The sequence below is a fragment of the Vibrio sp. 10N.286.51.E5 genome (assembly GCF_041469125.1).
Taxonomy (GTDB): Bacteria; Pseudomonadota; Gammaproteobacteria; order Enterobacterales; family Vibrionaceae; genus Vibrio; species Vibrio crassostreae_C.
The window spans coordinates 133,466-150,284 of sequence record NZ_JBFRJZ010000012.1 but is presented as its reverse complement, the minus strand read 5'-3'; the positions used below and the strand labels follow the sequence as shown (position 1 = coordinate 150,284).

Genomic DNA, 16,819 nt, shown 5'->3' with positions numbered 1-16,819 from the left:
TGTGAACAACCTATCAAATATTATCTAAAATTCTGGAATTACTCACCGTACTATCAGAGAGAGTATTCAGGATTATTGAATAGACTTAAAATTGAAGATAATTTAGCAGTTGATAAAGCCTAGTACGACGGATAATTAGTCGTCTGATGACTAATTATTCTGTAACTTGCTGATTTATAGTCAACTGAGAGTCTGATGGATATCACGTTTACCCTAAAATAATTCACTTAACATGGCGCTACTTTAATCATTCTTCCAAATACGATTGTTAAATATAAATACGTATACCTATTTTATTTAAAGGATAATACCGATGAGTAGCGATATCATTAAAATTTCAAGAAACACTGAAAACGCACCAATTAATTCTGTATCTACACAAACGGTCGCTTTTTCTCATTATAATAACTTTTCTGCTCAACTTCCGATTGACCCTAAAACGGGTGAAATAGTCATCGGTGATATTAAAGATCAAGCAGCACAATGTTTGAATAATATTAAAGCGATTGTTGAAAGCATCGACCATGTTATGGATGATGTCGTGAAGATTAATGTTTTCGTTAAGAATATTTCTGATATCGATGCTATTGATGAAGTTTACAAAAACTTCTTCCACAACAGCCTTCCAACACGCACTGTCGTGGGTGTCACTGCACTGCCAAGCAGCGATGCGCTGGTTCAAATGGATGCTCTCATTTCTAACGGTGAAGGCACTAAACCACAAGCACCTTGCGCACTAGTTAAGGTATCAAGGAATACGGATAATGCGCCTCAAAGTGCTGTGTCCACGCAGACTGCGGCTTTTTCTCACTACAACAATCTTTCAGCTCAGTTACCGATAGATGTAACCACAGGTGAGTTGGTTGATGGTGGTATCGAAGCGCAAACGGCCCAATGTCTATCAAACATTAAAGCTATTTTAGAAAGCATCGGACATGTCATGAATGATGTGGTTAAAACGACTATCTACGTAAAAAATATCGCAGATGCGGAAGTGGTAAATGAAATATGTGCTAAATTCTTCCCAAGCTACGTTCCTGCTCGTACCGTTGTTAACGCAGCTGAATTACCAATGGGCGCTTTAATTCAAATTGATACATCCGTTTCACATGGTGACGGTACACCGCCGCAATTACCAGAAGACACTCGCTTACTGGTTATTGAAACCAATAATACTGTTGCAGCACCATTCATGCCTTATTCGCATACTGTTGCTTTCTCTCACTACAATCATATTTCAGGACAATTGCCTTTAGACCCGAAAACAAATGAAATTGTTGCTGGTGGTGTAAAAGAGCAAGCGGAACAATGTTTAAAAAATATTAAGGCGATAATTGAAAGTGTTGACCATAGCATGGACGATACGGTGAAAATTAATATTCAACTTAAGGATATTTCAGATATTGATGCGGTAAACGAAATCTACACCGCATTCTTTAACACTGATTTACCGGCAAGAACGGTGGTTGGGGTTTCAGAGATCCCTATGAATGCTCTAATTCAAATTGATGCCGTCGTTTCTAACTGCGAAGGTACGCCACCACAAGACGTGGTTGCTTAAATTAATTGCACCCTTCTCGATAATAGCGATCAGATCCCAGCTTTAGCTCTTAAACATTGAGTCGAAACATAAGCCGGCGGTCTGATCTGCTAACTCGCCACAGATACTGCCAATCCCAAGCCTCGCTACACAACTTATTCGAAGCAATATAACCAAGCTTCGACCCGACATATGGTGATTATTAAGTCGAAGTGTTTTAATATGAAAAACAGACGCTTAACGAAAGAAAACCAGTTTATGCAATTTCGAATTATTTTACTGCTGTGCCTATCCCTTATGGGTTGTTCGTCTAATCAAAAGCTAATGCCTGATCCGACAACTATCACGCTTTTTTATGGTGATACATCCATCTCTGCAGGTGTTTTAGAGGATAAAACATTTAATTCGGTGCTAGCCAATAGAAAAGAGAGTGTTACTTTCTCGGGCTCAATATCAAAGCAAAACTCAGGCTACTTTGTCGATATGTTAGTGATTCGAGAAATGAAAGAGCCACGTTCAACACGACAGCTGAACGCCTCGCTTGTTATGAAGCCGGGAGAGTTAGTGGATGTTGGCGGTGTGAATAACGATGTGTTCAGAGTAGTCCTCGAGTAACAAAACTAAAGTGTTCAATTAATCTGAATTTTTGCTTTACCTCAACCTAACTTCAAGTCTTAAGCTTCTCTTACTGATTAAGAAGGAGCTTATTATGCAAAATAACTACGTAAAAGAACTCGCCGTTAAAACTTACCAAGAAGAGCTTGAGAAAGAGTACATTAAATCTCGGGCTCGGCCATTTCATGCCCCAAGTTCTATCGGTGGGGTGCTGTTGTCAGTTGTGCTGGTAGGACTGTTTTAATTTATGCAGAATTTCTGATCCATTGCCAACTCTCAACATATCTATTTGCTGCACTTTAATGGCTACGGCACAATCTCTTAGGTTGAATTGTGACGCTAATGTCGAGAGGAAGTGAAGTATGGCAAGTCCAAGAGTATTAAAGTCACAGATTACTGATATTACCTGTGGCGAGAATGTCACTATCATCGAGCCAAGTAACGTTTATGGCTGTGAGCTTAAAGATGATGTGTTCGTTGGCCCCTTTGTTGAGATTCAAAAGAACACCGTGATAGGTGCGAGAAGCAAGATTCAATCTCACACCTTTATCTGTGAGTATGTGACCATTGGAAGTGACTGCTTTGTTGGTCACGGAGTCATGTTTGCCAACGACTTATTCAAAGAGGGCAAGCCAGATCCTAATCCTGAAAGTTGGGGGCGTACCTTGATAGCTGACAACGTCACGATCGGTTCTAACGCTACGGTTCTGTCTGTCAGCATTTGCGAAGGTGCAGTAATCGGCGCGGGCAGTGTGGTAACGAAAGACATCACCGAAAAAGGTATCTACGCAGGTAACCCAGCCAAGAAATTGAGAGGTTTACCGTAACCGTATTAATAAGCCGTGGTTCATGAATCATAAGGTGCGGCTTTTTAGGGAAACATTAGAGTATTTGTCATGGATGTATTTTTACACTTACTTCAACCGAATGACGCGAGTGCGCTTTTGGATTTTGAGGTCGAAAATCGAGAGTGGTTTGAGCAATTTATTCCAGTTAGGGGTGATAGCTTCTATTCAAATGCAGGTGTGACCGAGCAAATCACCAGCTTTCTAACTGAATACGAGAATGGTGAGATGATTCCTATGTTGATCAAAGATGCCAATGGCACTGTCTGTGGAAGAATCAACATCCGCGATATCGACCAGATCGCCCATAGTGGAGAGCTAGGGTATCGAGTAGGTCGTTCCTTTGCTTCAAAAGGCATTGCGTCTAACGCAGTAAAGCAGTTTCTACTCTATTTGGAGGAACAGACCAACCTTAAATATGTTGATGCCTATGCGTTAGTGGGCAATATCGGTTCCAACAAAATCTTATCCAATACCGGTTTTGAATTGGTCGAGTATGTTGAGAGCTACGCGGTGTTTAAAGGAGAACATCAAGATGCTCATTATTATCGTAAGGTTTTAGCTGACTAGGTGACTATCAGTGCCTTATACATTAGAAGCTGGCAGCGTCCTTCTAGCCAGCTTCGAGACTTTATTTTCAAGGTTTAAGGTTACTTCTAGGGTCATGGCCACTTCTAGTTATACAGTTACTTCTGAGGTTTATTGCGTTCGATTACGCTAATTGCGATTGCCAAAAACAGGATGTCTTTCACTAGGAAGAAGTTAGTGACTAAGATGCCATCCGATACTTTCCAAGCGTTTGGCGTTGTAATCAGGAAGCTGAGTGTCACAACAAAGATAGCCGCTGCAGCAATGCCTGAGTAGAAGGCAACTGTCGGTTTCTTAAATCCAACGATCAGTCCAATCGCGACAATGATCTCCGCGCCACCCACCATGTTAGACACAGCTTGGACTGAGAACAGATTGTAAAGCCAGTTCATTGCAGGATGGTTTGCGATTAAAGGCTCGATAAGCATTGCTTCGGTTGGCGTAAACTTGTAAATACCAATCCAAGCTAACACCAACGCTACGCCAATCACGCCTAGGTTATATCCCACATTACTCTGTTTTAAATCATAGGTTTGAACATGCATAAAAGTACTCAATTTAATAAACTCCCTGAATATGACCGCAATAGCTCAGATTAAATTTCGCATTGAGAATAATAATTAATATATTTATCTAAAAACTTAATAGGTAGCGACTTATTGTCTCGATAGGAACTCAAAGGCTAGTGATGTTGAGAACCAAAGCAATGGGTAGGCGATAGTGCTGTTCAAAAGGTAACGCGAGCTTTCTAATTTTTGTTTTCAATATTCATGATTTGGATTAGATTACGCTGATGTTCACCCTAATTATAAGAAGAGTATAACCAGTTAAAATTCATAGAATTAACCCGACCAAACGTTGGTCTGATGTAACTGTTTTTAACGGTATTGCAAGCTTTGTGGAAGTGGCAGAGACGGATACAACAGCAGGAATTAAGAGTCAGGTTCAGCAAATCTTCGAACAAGCCGAAGAAATGATGAGTTTGGTAGACAGCGACAAATCTCGCGTATTGTCAGTGACTATTTATCTCACGGATTTCGCTAACTTTGATGCACTCAATGAAGTTTGGGAAGCGTGGTTCCCTGAAGGCTGCGCGCCAAGCCGTGCATGCGTGAAAGCAGAACTTGCTAATCCTGAGCTACTGGTTGAGATGTCGTTTATGGTTGCTGCGGGTGAAAAGTTTCAATAAGCCGAACTATCGATTGAAATAAGCTTCGTAGATAGAAGTAACGAACAGATAAAACAAAGCCACTCAGGTGAATCACTTGAGTGGCTTTTTAGTGTTCTACGCTACCCGAAACTAAATCGGGTCAGGTATTAAGCGATACCTTGATCTCTTGCCATCTGCTTCGCGATCTTCGGCGCGTGCCATAGACACGGGAGCAAGATAAACGATACCGGAACCGCTGTGATTACAATGAACGACTGTAGAGCGGAGATGCCGCCTGAACCCATTGAGATAAGTGCGATCGCTACCGCACCCATGATGATACCCCAGAAAGTACGTACCGCTGCGTTTGGCTCTGTCGTACCCGTCATTACCACACTGATGGTGTAAGTCATTGAGTCACCTGTTGTCACGATGAACGTGGTCGTCAGGATCAGGAACAGAATTGCAATCAGAGTTGGGAACGGCAGTTGCGCGGTAATTGCTAGAAGAACCGCCGGAAGGTTGAAGCCTTCGAACGCACTAGAAATCACACCTGGGTTCTCTAATTCAAACGCTAGACCACTACCACCAACGATGCTGAACCAGAAACACGTTACAAGCGGTGCAACGATGCTAATAGAAACGATCATTTGGCGAATAGTACGGCCACGTGAGATACGAGCAATGAAGATCGCCATCATTGGGCCATAACCTAAGAACCAACCCCAGAAGAACACAGTCCAGCCACCTAGCCATGCTGTATCTTGGCGGTATAGCGCCATTGGGATGAAGTTATCAACCATTTCGCCCATACCTTGCAGGTAGCCATCAACGATGAAGCTCGTTGGGCCAACAAGAAGGATGTAGCCGATTAGACACACAGACAAGATGATGTTGTAACGGCTTACCAGTTGGATACCTTTGTTCACGCCGCTCAAAGCAGAAAGCGTGTACATTGCGATAGCAAAGATAATAACAACACTTTGAGTTGCAAAGCTGTCTGAAATGCCAAACAGTTCGCTAAGTGCGTAGCTGATTTGTAGGCCAAGGAAGCCGATAGGGCCGATAGTACCTGCGGCTACAGCCACGATGCTGCATGCGTCGACAACGTTACCAACCCAACTGTTAATCGCTTTGTCGCCAAGTACTGGGTAAAGCAGAGTGCGAGGCTTAAGAGGAAGGCCTTTGTCGTAATGCAAGTGCATTAACACGATGGAAGACAAACCACCTAAGATTGCCCATGCAAGGAAACCCCAGTGCATGAAAGATTGTGATAGAGCATTGAACGCCATCGCTTGAGGATCTGCGTTGCCATACAGTGGCGGAGCTGAAACAAAGTGAGCGATAGGCTCTGCGGCTGCCCAGAACACACCACCGCCGGCTAGCAGCGTACATAGGACGATAGACATCCATTTAAAGGTGGTCATTTCAGGTAGGGCAAGCGTTCCTAAGCGAACGTGGCCGGTGCGACCTAGTGCAAGCACTAAACCGATAATGAAGTTGAGAAGTAGTAGGACTTGCCAGAAAGCACCGAACCACTTAGTTGAATAACTAAAGCCGATGTTTACAAGTTCGGACAACACGGAGGTGTTGGTGAAGGCTAGGATGACAAAGAGGGTTAAAAAACTGCCACTAAGCCAAAAGACTGGGTTTCCGAGTTCCAGTTTTTCACCCAAAGATTGAGCTTTATTGAAATCGATAGAAGTAGATTCTGCGTTGATGTTTTCGTTGGCGACTTGCGTCAAGTTGGACATTATTTCTTCGCTATATTTGGCTCTTTCGAGCCTATGTATTTCTCCCACACTTGCATTGGAAATGTGAGGTTCGTCAAAAAAATCCGCGATACTACCACAATTGTTAAGAAAAAGTGGGCAAATTTAGAAAAGAAATCAGTTCTACGGCGAAATCAATCCCTTTTGGTTAGTTTTAAAACGAAATTTCAGAACGAACAAATAAAGCAGATATGAATAGAGTTTTGTAATTAAGGATACGAATTAGGCGATATTTTTTAGCGTACCGAAATAAATTTAATATTAGTTGTTCGTGCAAAATAAGTGTCGACTCATTGCATGCTATAAACAAATTAATGCGAGTCATTTTATAAATATCGAATATTTTAGGTGTTAAATTGGCACTGTTACCTACAGTTGTTTTGCGAAGAGATTTAAGTGATGAGAAATATGACACTTAAATTAAGCATCTTGAAACAATAACTTAAGGGACAGCTAACATGCACCTAAACCAAGGAAGAGTGGCCAAGAAGGTTTTTACACTCAGTACTCTCACCGCGTCATGCTTAATGGCGTTCAACAGCTATGCGGCTGTGGATTGTTCAACGTTAGAAGCGTGGGATTCCGCCACGGTGTACACCGGTGGTGATCAGGTTTCACATGACGGCAGCGCGTACTCAGCGAATTACTGGAATCAAAATAACAACCCGAGCCAATTTGAGGGTGACTATGCACAATGGAAAAAGATTGATGTGTGTAGTGGTGGCGGAGGTGGCGGTACGCCAAATGAAGTACCAACGGCTTCATTAACGGCACCCTCTGCTTCTGACGTGATTACTGAAGGCGATAATGTTGTATTGAGTGCAACAGCACTAGATTCTGATGGCAGTGTGGCTTCGGTTGAGTTCTTTGTTGATGGCGCATCTGTTGCGGTAGTCACAGCGGCACCTTTCGAAGCGACTTGGGCTGCAACGTCGGGTAATCATCAGGTTTCTGTTGTTGCAACGGATAATGAAGGCGCAGCAAGTGTTGCAAGTGCGGTTTCTGTTTCTGTTGATTCAGCACAACCAGGGAATGAAGCACCGACAGTTTCAGTTGCACTTTCAGTGACATCTGTTGATGTTGGTGGTGTAGTCACACTGACAGCAACGGCAGCAGATAGCGATGGCACGGTTGATAAGGTTGATTTCTACGTAGCGGGTGCTCTTGTGGGCACTGCTGCAACGAGCCCTTACACGTTAGATTACACAACAACTCAAGCGGGTTCTTTAGCGGTTTACGCGAAAGCAACAGACGACCAAGGTGCGACTGCAGATTCTGCGTTGGCATCTTTGACCGTGAACGGCGCTCCAACAGTGAGCACATGTCGCCCTGATGGCTTATATCAAACTCAAGGTGTCGATGTTCCTTACTGTACAATTTACGATGATGAAGGCCGTGAGAAAATGGGTGCAGACCATCCCCGTCGTGTCATTGGTTACTTCACAAGTTGGCGTGCAGGGGATGACCCACAAGCTGCTTACCTAGTAAATGATATTCCTTGGGAACAACTCACACACATTAACTACGCTTTCGTGAGCATCGGTTCAGATGGCAAAGTAAACGTCGGTGATGTAAACGATCCAAATAACGCAGCGGTTGGTAAAGAGTGGCCGGGTGTGGAAGTTGATCCGGCATTAGGCTTCAAAGGTCACTTCGGTGCATTAGCGACAGCGAAGAAAAAACACGGCGTGAAAACGTTAATCTCAATCGGTGGTTGGGCTGAAACAGGTGGTCACTTCGCGACTGATGGCAGCCGCGTGGCTGATGGTGGTTTCTACACCATGACGACCAATGCTGATGGTTCTATCAACCATCAAGGTATCGAAACATTCGCGACTTCAGCGGTCGAAATGCTGCGTAAGTACCAGTTCGATGGTCTAGATATCGATTACGAATACCCAACCTCAATGGCGGGTGCCGGTAATCCATACGACAAAGACTTCATGGAACCACGTCGTCAATACCTGTGGGCTTCGTACCAAGTGTTGATGAAAGTGCTACGTGAGAAGCTCGATGCGGCGTCTGCGCAAGATGGCAATCACTACATGTTAACGATCGCAGCGCCTTCTTCTGGTTACCTATTACGCGGTATGGAAACATTCGATGTAACCAAGTACCTCGATTACGTAAACATCATGTCTTACGACCTTCACGGTGCGTGGAACGATCACGTAGGTCATAACGCAGCCTTGTTTGATACGGGTAAAGATTCAGAGCTAGCGCAGTGGAACGTATACGACACGGCGGCTTACGGTGGTATTGGTTATCTGAACACGGATTGGGCTTACCATTACTTCCGTGGTTCTATGCCAGCAGGCCGTATTAACATCGGTGTGCCTTACTACACTCGTGGTTGGCAAGGCGTAACGGGTGGTGAGAATGGTCTTTGGGGCCGAGCAGCACTGCCAAACCAATCTGAATGTTCAGCGGGTACGGGTGAAGGCGAGAAAAACAACTGTGGCCATGGCGCTATTGGTATCGACAACATGTGGCACGATACCGATCCAAAAGGTAACGAAATGGGCGCGGGTTCTAACCCTATGTGGCACGCGAAGAACCTAGAGAAGGGTATTTGGGGCTCTTACGCTGAAGCTTACAAGCTTGATCCTGTGAATGATCCTTCAGATGTTCTAACGGGCACTTACACGAGAAACTACGACAGTGTGGCGGTTGCCCCTTGGTTGTGGAACGCAGAGAAGGGCGTATTCCTTTCAACAGAAGATAAACAGTCTATCGACGTGAAAGCGGACTACGTTATCGACAAAGAGATCGGCGGCATTATGTTCTGGGAACTAGCAGGGGATTATAACTGTTATGTTCTCGATGCGAATGGCAACCGAACGTCTATCGATACGACCGAACAAGCGTGTAACAGCGGTAACGGTGAGTTCCACATGGGTAACACCATGACGAAAGCTATCTACGATAAGTTTAAGTCTGCAACACCATATGGAAACAAAGTAGCGACGGGTGCTATTCCAACAGAAGCGCTAGATATCGCGGTATCGGTTGGTGGCTTCAAAGTCGGTGACCAAAACTACCCAATCAACCCTAAGATCACGTTCACGAACAACACAGGGCAAGCTCTTCCGGGTGGAACTGAGTTCCAATTCGATATCCCAGTATCTGCACCTGATAACGCGAAAGATCAATCGGGTGGTGGTTTGACCGTGATTGCTTCAGGTCATACTCGCGCGGATAACATCGGTGGACTAGATGGAACCATGCACCGAGTGGCGTTTACGTTGCCGACATGGGAAGAGCTTCCTGCTGGCGGTGTGTATGAGTTAGACATGGTGTATTACTTGCCAATTTCTGGCCCTGCTAACTACGCGGTGAATGTCGGTGGCGTTGATTACGCGTTTAGCTTCGAGCAGCCAGATCTACCATTAGGTGATATCAGTTCAGGTGGCGGTAACCCTGGCGATGGTGGCACCAATCCAGGTACATGTGATACGGCAGGTTTAGCGGTTTACCCAGACTTACCTCAGAAAGATTGGGCAGGTAATCCAAGCCATGCAAACACAGGTGACCAAGTGGTTCACAACGGCAGTATTTACCAAGCAAACTGGTGGACAAGTTCTGAACCGGGCAGTGATGGTAGCTGGACTCAGGTTTGTTCTTAATCTAACGCTAGATTATGTATTCATAGATAACGAATGAGAATGATTTTAAGTTTATTTATCAATACCTTAGTTTGATTTAAATACATGACTGAAGCGTAAAATTAAAACGCCGAACTGAATCCAGTTCGGCGTTTTTGCTATAAGTCACAGATTGCGTATAGAAACCTCTCAGAATATCGACACTCGTTCAGTAAAAAAGATAAGTATGATATAAAACAGTCTGCCTATAACAAAAAATAGCGTTACCTAAAATTAGAAAGCTATGGGGTAATCTTGAAAGTCAGACGTAAATACATTCTTAGTTTCTCAATTGTGCTGGCCGTAGTTTCTCTGATCCTCTCTGCTGTTCAATTCAACCGGACGAAAGAATCATTATTAGATTCCAACCAATTCTTCTTTCGTACTATTGTGAACGCGAGTTACGACATCGTAGACACCACAGTCAACGAAGCGATCAAAACCTATCTAAAAGGTGTGACTGATACCGTCGCCTCTCACGCACTGCGTGTCTCTCCAGAACAAGAAGTTGAAGAAGTCATTCGAATTGCCAACGAATTGGTGATTGGAGAGTCTGGTTATATCTACCTGATGTCACCACAAGGTATTCATCTATATCACCCGTTTTTACAAGGGAAAAATCGCGCGCATTTAACCCATATTCAACAACAACTGAGCTTACAGTCTGGAATGACCCAATACTCGCACGCCAATCCACATGAAGTTGGCAAGCGTGCGAAGGTCGCATATTCAGTGAGGCTACCGAGTGGCAATACATTGGTGGCGACCACCTATAAAGATGAACTGATGTACCTGGTTGATCTCGAAGCACTTAAAGACAAATTGAGAAAGTACTCGTATGGCGATAGTGGCTATGTATATATCGTTGATTTACAAGGCACGTTAGTCCTTCAACCTAACTTTGAACACGAGCACTTAAAAACCTTGATTGATGACTCTTCAGAGTTGCTTATCGATAAAGTCGTCGATGAACCTGAAGGTCACTTTAGATACTCTATCTCTACGGCAGATGGCACGACGAGTAAAAACATCTTCTACAAGTTTTATCCGTATCTTAATTGGGTTATTTCTGCTGGTGTCTTAGAACAAGAGCTCAACAAGAACCACAGCTTATTGTTGGCAAGTTTGATGACGTTGGTTGTTAGTCTACTGAGTATCATTGTTGTTCTGGTGCTTTACCTGCGGCATCGTCATCTCAAAATATTGGATGTTGCGAGCCTCGATTACCTCACAGGCCTTCCTAGCCGACGGAGTTTTATCGAGCAGCTAAAACTGAAAATTACTCAAAGGTCGCCTTATCCGCTAACAAATGTCGGTGTCATTTTGCTGGATATTGACCATTTCAAGCGGGTGAACGATCAATATGGTCATGCTCAAGGCGATAGGGTTATCTGTGAGGTCGCAAAATCACTGAAGAGATTTATTAACCGTCGTCGTTTGATTGCACGCTATGGCGGTGAAGAGTTTATTTTGGTGACGTTTGATTGTGATGAACATGAGTTATTCGAATTATCAGAGGCGTTACGGTTATGTGTTGAGCAACTTCAAGGCTTAGTGTCGCCAGTAACAATCAGCGCTGGTTGTTGCCATGCTCAAGCACTGACTGACATTGAAACCGCTATCGATAAAGCCGACAAAGCGCTTTATCAAGCAAAAGAGAGTGGACGTAACAACACTCAAGCGTATCGAGAGAACGAATATCACGTTGCTTACATGTGATCGGTTGAAAGCCTCATTGAATTGAAAAGTTTTGTTCACACAAATCGAGCTCTTGAGAACGACAAACACAAAAAAGCCCAAATAGATCGCTCTATTTGGGCTTTTTCAGAATTATTTGAAAGGCTAATCGTTAATTTAAGCTTTCGCTGCTTTCATCGCTTCCGTTTTTTTTTCCTTTTGCATTTTTGCAAGGAAGTAGATGTTTACACAAGCGATAAAGCCGTTGGTGGCTGCAACTGGCCATGCGTCAATCATGATGCCGTATGCTGTGAAGAGTGCACAGCCAATAAAGTTAAGGACACGCAGACGAACGATATCTTTCATTGTTAATGAAATTGCGACCATAATAGACGCAGCGTAACCTAAAATTTCAACCATATTGAATTCCATTGTTTGACCCTCTTAAATTTGCCGATACTTTGTCGGTACCAATTCTTCTCTTCATGAGATGATTGAGGAAGCTCCGTGCCTCGAATGGTCTGGTTTTGTTTAACGGGGAGAACTATACCAACTCTGTTTTTGTGATTAAACCCCCAAAACAGACAGAGGTGAAGGTTAGCGATTACGCAAACGTTTAATGACCTTTCTATTAACATAATTACTATTTATGTTGGAGATTGAATTGATAGTTATTCTTATATAGGTAAGGAAGCCTCGAATGATAAAACGATCCATTTGTGCAACAAAAAGCATAAAAAAAGCAGCACTATTGGCTTTGATGGCTATTGGGCTGACCGCATGCTCTACGCAAGAAATACCACCCACACACAATTATGGTGTGGTCACTAGCGGTGACTTTGGTTTCATGAAACACGGCGTGATGACGTACTCCTGGCACCCTGAGTCAGAAAAGGTTTACCTTTCTCAAAAATACGATGAAACCGTGGTAACCGATTTAGTGCGTGATTCGATTCAAGAACAGCTCTCAAGTAAAGGTTATCAGTTAAAGCAGGATGGTGTCGGTGATGTTGTTGTAGGCTTTGGATTAGCGGAAGAATCGGAACTGAACGATGAGTCTATCTTCGATGCGATTAAGCTATCTACTGGTGTGCCATTTTACGATGGTGAAGGTAAAGTCGCGGAGAAAGGGTCGTTGTACATTGCGTTTTTCGTACCTAACTCAGAGGTCGTACAATGGCAAGCATTAGCACAGTCTGGCATCCAACCTGATTTAGAGCCAAGCGAGAGCAAACAGCGTATTACTGGCTTTGTTGAAATGTTATTTAGACGCATGCCTGAGCGATAGCATTAGGCGTTGAATGCATTCGTGGAGTAAATATTAGTTGTGGAAAATATGGTCAGATCGCAGATTATACTTTTTTATTTGTAACGAATGGTACAAATACGTAAAGCAACGTAAAGTTCGCGCTTCTTTTGCTAGCATTTGTCTATACTGCTCAAAACGTTAACTTAGGTTTGATTCAATGAAACTGTTTTCCAAATACTCTCTCCCTCTATTAAGTATATTCATTGTAAGTAACGCCGCGATGGTAAGTAATGCAGCTATCGCAGCACCTTCTATAGTACCAAGCCCACCTAGCCTAGGCGCAAAAGGGTATGTGTTAATTGATTTTAATTCTGGTGATGTGCTGGTAGAAAAAAACGCACATACGAAGTTAAACCCAGCAAGCTTGACCAAACTGATGACCAGCTATGTGGCAGGTCAAGAGATGAAGCGAGGCAACATCTCTGCTGATGATCAGGTACGAATCAGCGAAAATGCGTGGGCGAAGAACTTCCCAGACTCTTCAAAAATGTTCATCGAAGTAAATACCGATGTAGCAATGATGGATCTTTACCGTGGGTTGATTATTCAATCAGGTAACGATGCAAGTGTTGCGATAGCAGAACACGTTGCGGGCTCGCAAGATGCATTCGTCGACCTGATGAACTCTTGGGCGACCTCTCTGAAGCTAGAAAACACCCATTTTGCCAATGCACATGGTTTAGACGCTGACGATCTCTATTCGACTCCTTATGATATCGCGCTACTCGGTCGTGCCATTATTCGTGATTTACCGGATGTGTATGGCTTATACAGCGAACGCTCTTTCAGTTACAACGGTATCACTCAACACAACCGTAATGGCTTGTTGCGTGATAGAAGCTTAACCGTTGATGGCATGAAAACGGGCTACACCTCTGGTGCTGGCTACAGTTTGGCGAGTTCAGCGACACAAGGCGAGATGAGACTTATCGCGGTTGTGATGGGCGCATCAAGCGTTAAGAGCCGTGAGTCAGACAGCAAACAGCTGTTGAGCTATGGTTTCCGTTTCTTCGATACACTAAACCCGCACAAAGGCGGCGATCAAGTGGCTGAAGAGAAGGTATGGTTTGGTGAGCAAGACACATTGAAACTAGGTGTGGCAGAAGACACGTTCATTACGCTGCCTAAGTCGGACAGTAAAAAGCTGACTGCATCTATCGAGCTTAACTCTGAACTGAAAGCGCCGATTGCAGAAGGTCAAACTCTAGGTGTGGTTCATTACACTGTTGATGGTGAAGATGTTCAAACTCAGCCTTTGATCGCGCTTGAAGCGGTTGAGCAGGGCGGTTTGTTCAAACGTTTAATGGACTACGTTAAGCTGTTCTTCGCGAGCCTGTTCTAAGTAGAGCCTGTGGCGATAAGCCGCGCTGAAAAGTCGAAATATTATGGGTGCTGTGAGTGAATCACAGCGCCCTTTGTTATTTCTACATCAATGAAAACCCCGCGCCGCACTATCTTTATTAGCCGTAGCGGGCGGTTTCGATTACTATACGCAAAATTTAGCAGTGTAGTCACTTATGACGATAGAGATAAAGAACGTAACCGAACCCGAAGTAACCTGTGCAAATTGTCAGGCATGCTGTTGTCGTTTAGAGGTTATGATCATCACAGATACGGGCGTACCTGAAGAGCACATCGCTTATGATGAATGGGGCGGTGAAACCATGAAGCGCTTAGACGACGGCTGGTGTTCTGCGGTAGATAGAGAAACACTGATGTGTACTATCTACGAAAACCGACCATGGATCTGTCGCGAGTTCGAAATGGGCTCTTTCGAATGTGTTGACCAGCGCAAAGATGTGATGGGCTAGGCGTCTGCAGTATTGAACTCAGTAACTAAAGTACGTTAATGTACTGTGATAATCACATTAAAATTAAATATCAGGGTTCTATACCTTAAGCAGTTGTAGAACCTTGATGCGTTTTATGAGATCAAATATTGAGTGAGATAAGAGTCTTAGCTCGATAAGTTAGAGTTTAGAACTCGGAAGGCACTTCAAACTCCATCCATTCACCGGTTGTCGGGTGAATCAACTTTAAGTAGCCAGCGTGCAGGTGTAAGCGCTCGCGTTTGTATCCGTATAAGTCGTCACCACGAATAGGTACAGCAAGCCCTAATGGATGAGCACAGTGCACTCGCAGCTGGTGGGTTCGCCCTGTTTTAGGGTACAAGTGAACCTTGGTTTTGCCATTGTGAGTGCTAACCACTTGCCAATGGGTCTCTGCATTTCGGCCGTGTTGGTGACAAACCAGTTGTCTTGGTCTGTCCGTGATGTCGCCGCGCAAAGGAAGGCTGATATTGCCAGATTCGCCCGTTATCTCGCCATCTAACAAAGCGGTGTAGCGTTTCTCTACGGTTCTATTAATGAACTGCTTCTGAATATGCTTGTTTGATTCCGCCGTGAGCGCCAAGATCAACAAACCTGACGTCGACATATCCAACCTATGGATAATCAAAGGACCAGTCGCATCCGGGTAACGCGCTTTTATGCGGGTATAAACTGAATCTTCGATGAACTTACCGGGAACCGACAAGAACTCTTCAGGCTTATTGACGACCACGATCTCGTCGTCTTCATAAACAATATCAAAAGACTTACCTACAGCAGGGTTCACGATAAGCGGGTTATCTTCTAGCTCTATGCCACTTAGCTGGTGTTCGAGGATCTCAAAGCTTTTACTCTGACAAACAGGGTAGAGGTTTGCGTGTTGTCGAATGATATCTGTAGGCGGTAATCCCCACCAAAATTCAGACAAAGCTAACGGCTTGAACCCGTGTTCAAACGCAAAGTTAAGCAACTTAGGTAGGCAGCATTCACCAGAGCCTTCAAGAGCGTCTTTGCCATCGAGCAACTCGAGTAAATTCTTAGATTGCTTGGCTTGATCGATAAAGCGATAGTGAGAGAGACGTTGAGTTTCCAACTGCTGTGAAACTGCTTGGTGATCTTGCTTACGGTTTTTCAGTTCGCTTTCAATCAAATCAACTTGTGATTGGCGCTCTGCGATCTTCTGTTTCCACTCAATACGAAGTGCTTTTAGGTCACGTTTCTCTTGGCTACTTTGATTACCCAGTTGTTTGAGCAAGTTTGCCGCTGACTCTAGATTCCCTAATGCTTTTTCTTGATTGGCTTGCTCTCTGAGTTCGCAACGTTGGGCTTTGTTCGCGGCCATTGCTAACTGAAAGGCTTCGATGGCTTGTGCTGATTTGATTTTTAACTCTTCAAGTTCAGCCAATAATGCGTCTAGGTTGTGCGATTGTTGTAGCTTTTCTATGTCGTCCACAAGTTGCAACTGGCGAGCAAGGTTCGCACTGTTTTGAGATTGAAACTGTTCTGAGTCAAAGGCTGGTGGAACAAAGTGAATGTTGTTTAACTGAGAGGCCAAAGCCGGATCTAACTGCAAGCCCGAAAACGCAGAAAGGTAGCCTAACTCTTGTGTTGTTGGATTCTGAACAAGAAGCACAGCATAGAGATTACCTTGCGAGTTTTCATTCACACCATAGTCGACAAGTGATTGCTGAAGCTGCAGCATAGCGAATTCACACACAGGGTGCGGCGTATAGTAATACGGAAACGTAAAGCGATTCGATAGCGCTAAATCTACATTCGTGTTTGCTAGGTGCAGAGGTGTGTATTGAGCGAGGTTTGCTGGCATTAAGATCAAACTCTATGGCTGTTCA

At 44.0% G+C, this 16,819-nt stretch carries 15 protein-coding genes; 11 read left to right on the top strand and 4 right to left on the bottom strand.

All coding sequences use genetic code 11. From position 1 onward, the window contains the following. Positions 1-313 precede the first annotated feature (313 nt). From AB4161_RS04565 to AB4161_RS04545, 5 genes are all read left to right on the top strand, one after another. Complete coding sequence (locus AB4161_RS04565) at positions 314-1,561, top strand: RidA family protein (RefSeq protein ID WP_136981896.1); 1,248 nt, start codon at positions 314-316, stop codon at positions 1,559-1,561. A gap of 237 nt (positions 1,562-1,798) precedes the next feature. Next, a complete protein-coding gene (locus AB4161_RS04560; protein WP_102534947.1) occupies positions 1,799-2,155 on the top strand; it encodes a hypothetical protein in 357 nt (118 codons plus the stop codon). A 94-nt stretch (positions 2,156-2,249) separates the two neighbouring features. Further along, entirely contained in the window at positions 2,250-2,399 is a 150-nt protein-coding gene (locus AB4161_RS04555) for a hypothetical protein (protein ID WP_372082878.1), read from the top strand. 118 nt (positions 2,400-2,517) lie between these two features. Beyond that, on the top strand, positions 2,518-2,982 hold the full coding sequence (locus tag AB4161_RS04550; protein WP_017062657.1) for an acyltransferase: 465 nt from the start codon (positions 2,518-2,520) through the stop codon (positions 2,980-2,982). A gap of 69 nt (positions 2,983-3,051) precedes the next feature. Next, positions 3,052-3,570: a GNAT family N-acetyltransferase gene (locus AB4161_RS04545; protein ID WP_102333488.1), complete on the top strand. Its 519-nt coding sequence runs from the start codon at positions 3,052-3,054 to the stop codon at positions 3,568-3,570. A 116-nt stretch (positions 3,571-3,686) separates the two neighbouring features. Here AB4161_RS04545 and AB4161_RS04540 read toward each other — a convergent pair whose 3' ends face one another. Further along, entirely contained in the window at positions 3,687-4,133 is a 447-nt protein-coding gene (locus AB4161_RS04540; RefSeq protein ID WP_017108085.1) for a DUF417 family protein, read from the bottom strand. Positions 4,134-4,420: 287 nt separating this feature from the next. On the opposite strand from AB4161_RS04540, the gene AB4161_RS04535 reads away from it, so the two are divergent. Next, positions 4,421-4,777 carry a RidA family protein gene (locus AB4161_RS04535; RefSeq protein ID WP_372082885.1) on the top strand — a complete coding sequence of 119 codons (357 nt, stop codon included), beginning with the start codon at positions 4,421-4,423 and terminating at the stop codon, positions 4,775-4,777. Between the two features lie 128 nt (positions 4,778-4,905). Here AB4161_RS04535 and AB4161_RS04530 read toward each other — a convergent pair whose 3' ends face one another. After that, positions 4,906-6,492, bottom strand: coding sequence for a BCCT family transporter (locus AB4161_RS04530; RefSeq protein WP_017072212.1), 1,587 nt, complete (start codon positions 6,490-6,492; stop codon positions 4,906-4,908). 476 nt (positions 6,493-6,968) lie between these two features. On the opposite strand from AB4161_RS04530, the gene AB4161_RS04525 reads away from it, so the two are divergent. Both AB4161_RS04525 and AB4161_RS04520 read left to right on the top strand, forming a co-directional pair. Further along, on the top strand, positions 6,969-10,136 hold the full coding sequence (locus tag AB4161_RS04525; protein WP_372082877.1) for a chitinase C-terminal domain-containing protein: 3,168 nt from the start codon (positions 6,969-6,971) through the stop codon (positions 10,134-10,136). A gap of 273 nt (positions 10,137-10,409) precedes the next feature. Then, positions 10,410-11,873, top strand: coding sequence for a diguanylate cyclase domain-containing protein (locus AB4161_RS04520; protein ID WP_372082876.1), 1,464 nt, complete (start codon positions 10,410-10,412; stop codon positions 11,871-11,873). A 135-nt stretch (positions 11,874-12,008) separates the two neighbouring features. Here the strand turns inward: AB4161_RS04520 and AB4161_RS04515 are convergent, their stop codons facing one another. Continuing rightward, positions 12,009-12,263: a YgjV family protein gene (locus tag AB4161_RS04515; protein WP_017068159.1), complete on the bottom strand. Its 255-nt coding sequence runs from the start codon at positions 12,261-12,263 to the stop codon at positions 12,009-12,011. Between the two features lie 268 nt (positions 12,264-12,531). On the opposite strand from AB4161_RS04515, the gene AB4161_RS04510 reads away from it, so the two are divergent. From AB4161_RS04510 to AB4161_RS04500, 3 genes are all read left to right on the top strand, one after another. Further along, entirely contained in the window at positions 12,532-13,119 is a 588-nt protein-coding gene (locus tag AB4161_RS04510) for a DUF4136 domain-containing protein (RefSeq protein WP_017064475.1), read from the top strand. 178 nt (positions 13,120-13,297) lie between these two features. Further along, on the top strand, positions 13,298-14,482 hold the full coding sequence (locus tag AB4161_RS04505) for a D-alanyl-D-alanine carboxypeptidase family protein (protein WP_048606313.1): 1,185 nt from the start codon (positions 13,298-13,300) through the stop codon (positions 14,480-14,482). Positions 14,483-14,657: 175 nt separating this feature from the next. Next, positions 14,658-14,951: a YkgJ family cysteine cluster protein gene (locus tag AB4161_RS04500; RefSeq protein ID WP_080967419.1), complete on the top strand. Its 294-nt coding sequence runs from the start codon at positions 14,658-14,660 to the stop codon at positions 14,949-14,951. A gap of 166 nt (positions 14,952-15,117) precedes the next feature. Here AB4161_RS04500 and AB4161_RS04495 read toward each other — a convergent pair whose 3' ends face one another. After that, positions 15,118-16,794 carry a pseudouridine synthase gene (locus AB4161_RS04495; RefSeq protein WP_372082875.1) on the bottom strand — a complete coding sequence of 559 codons (1,677 nt, stop codon included), beginning with the start codon at positions 16,792-16,794 and terminating at the stop codon, positions 15,118-15,120. Positions 16,795-16,819 lie beyond the last annotated feature (25 nt).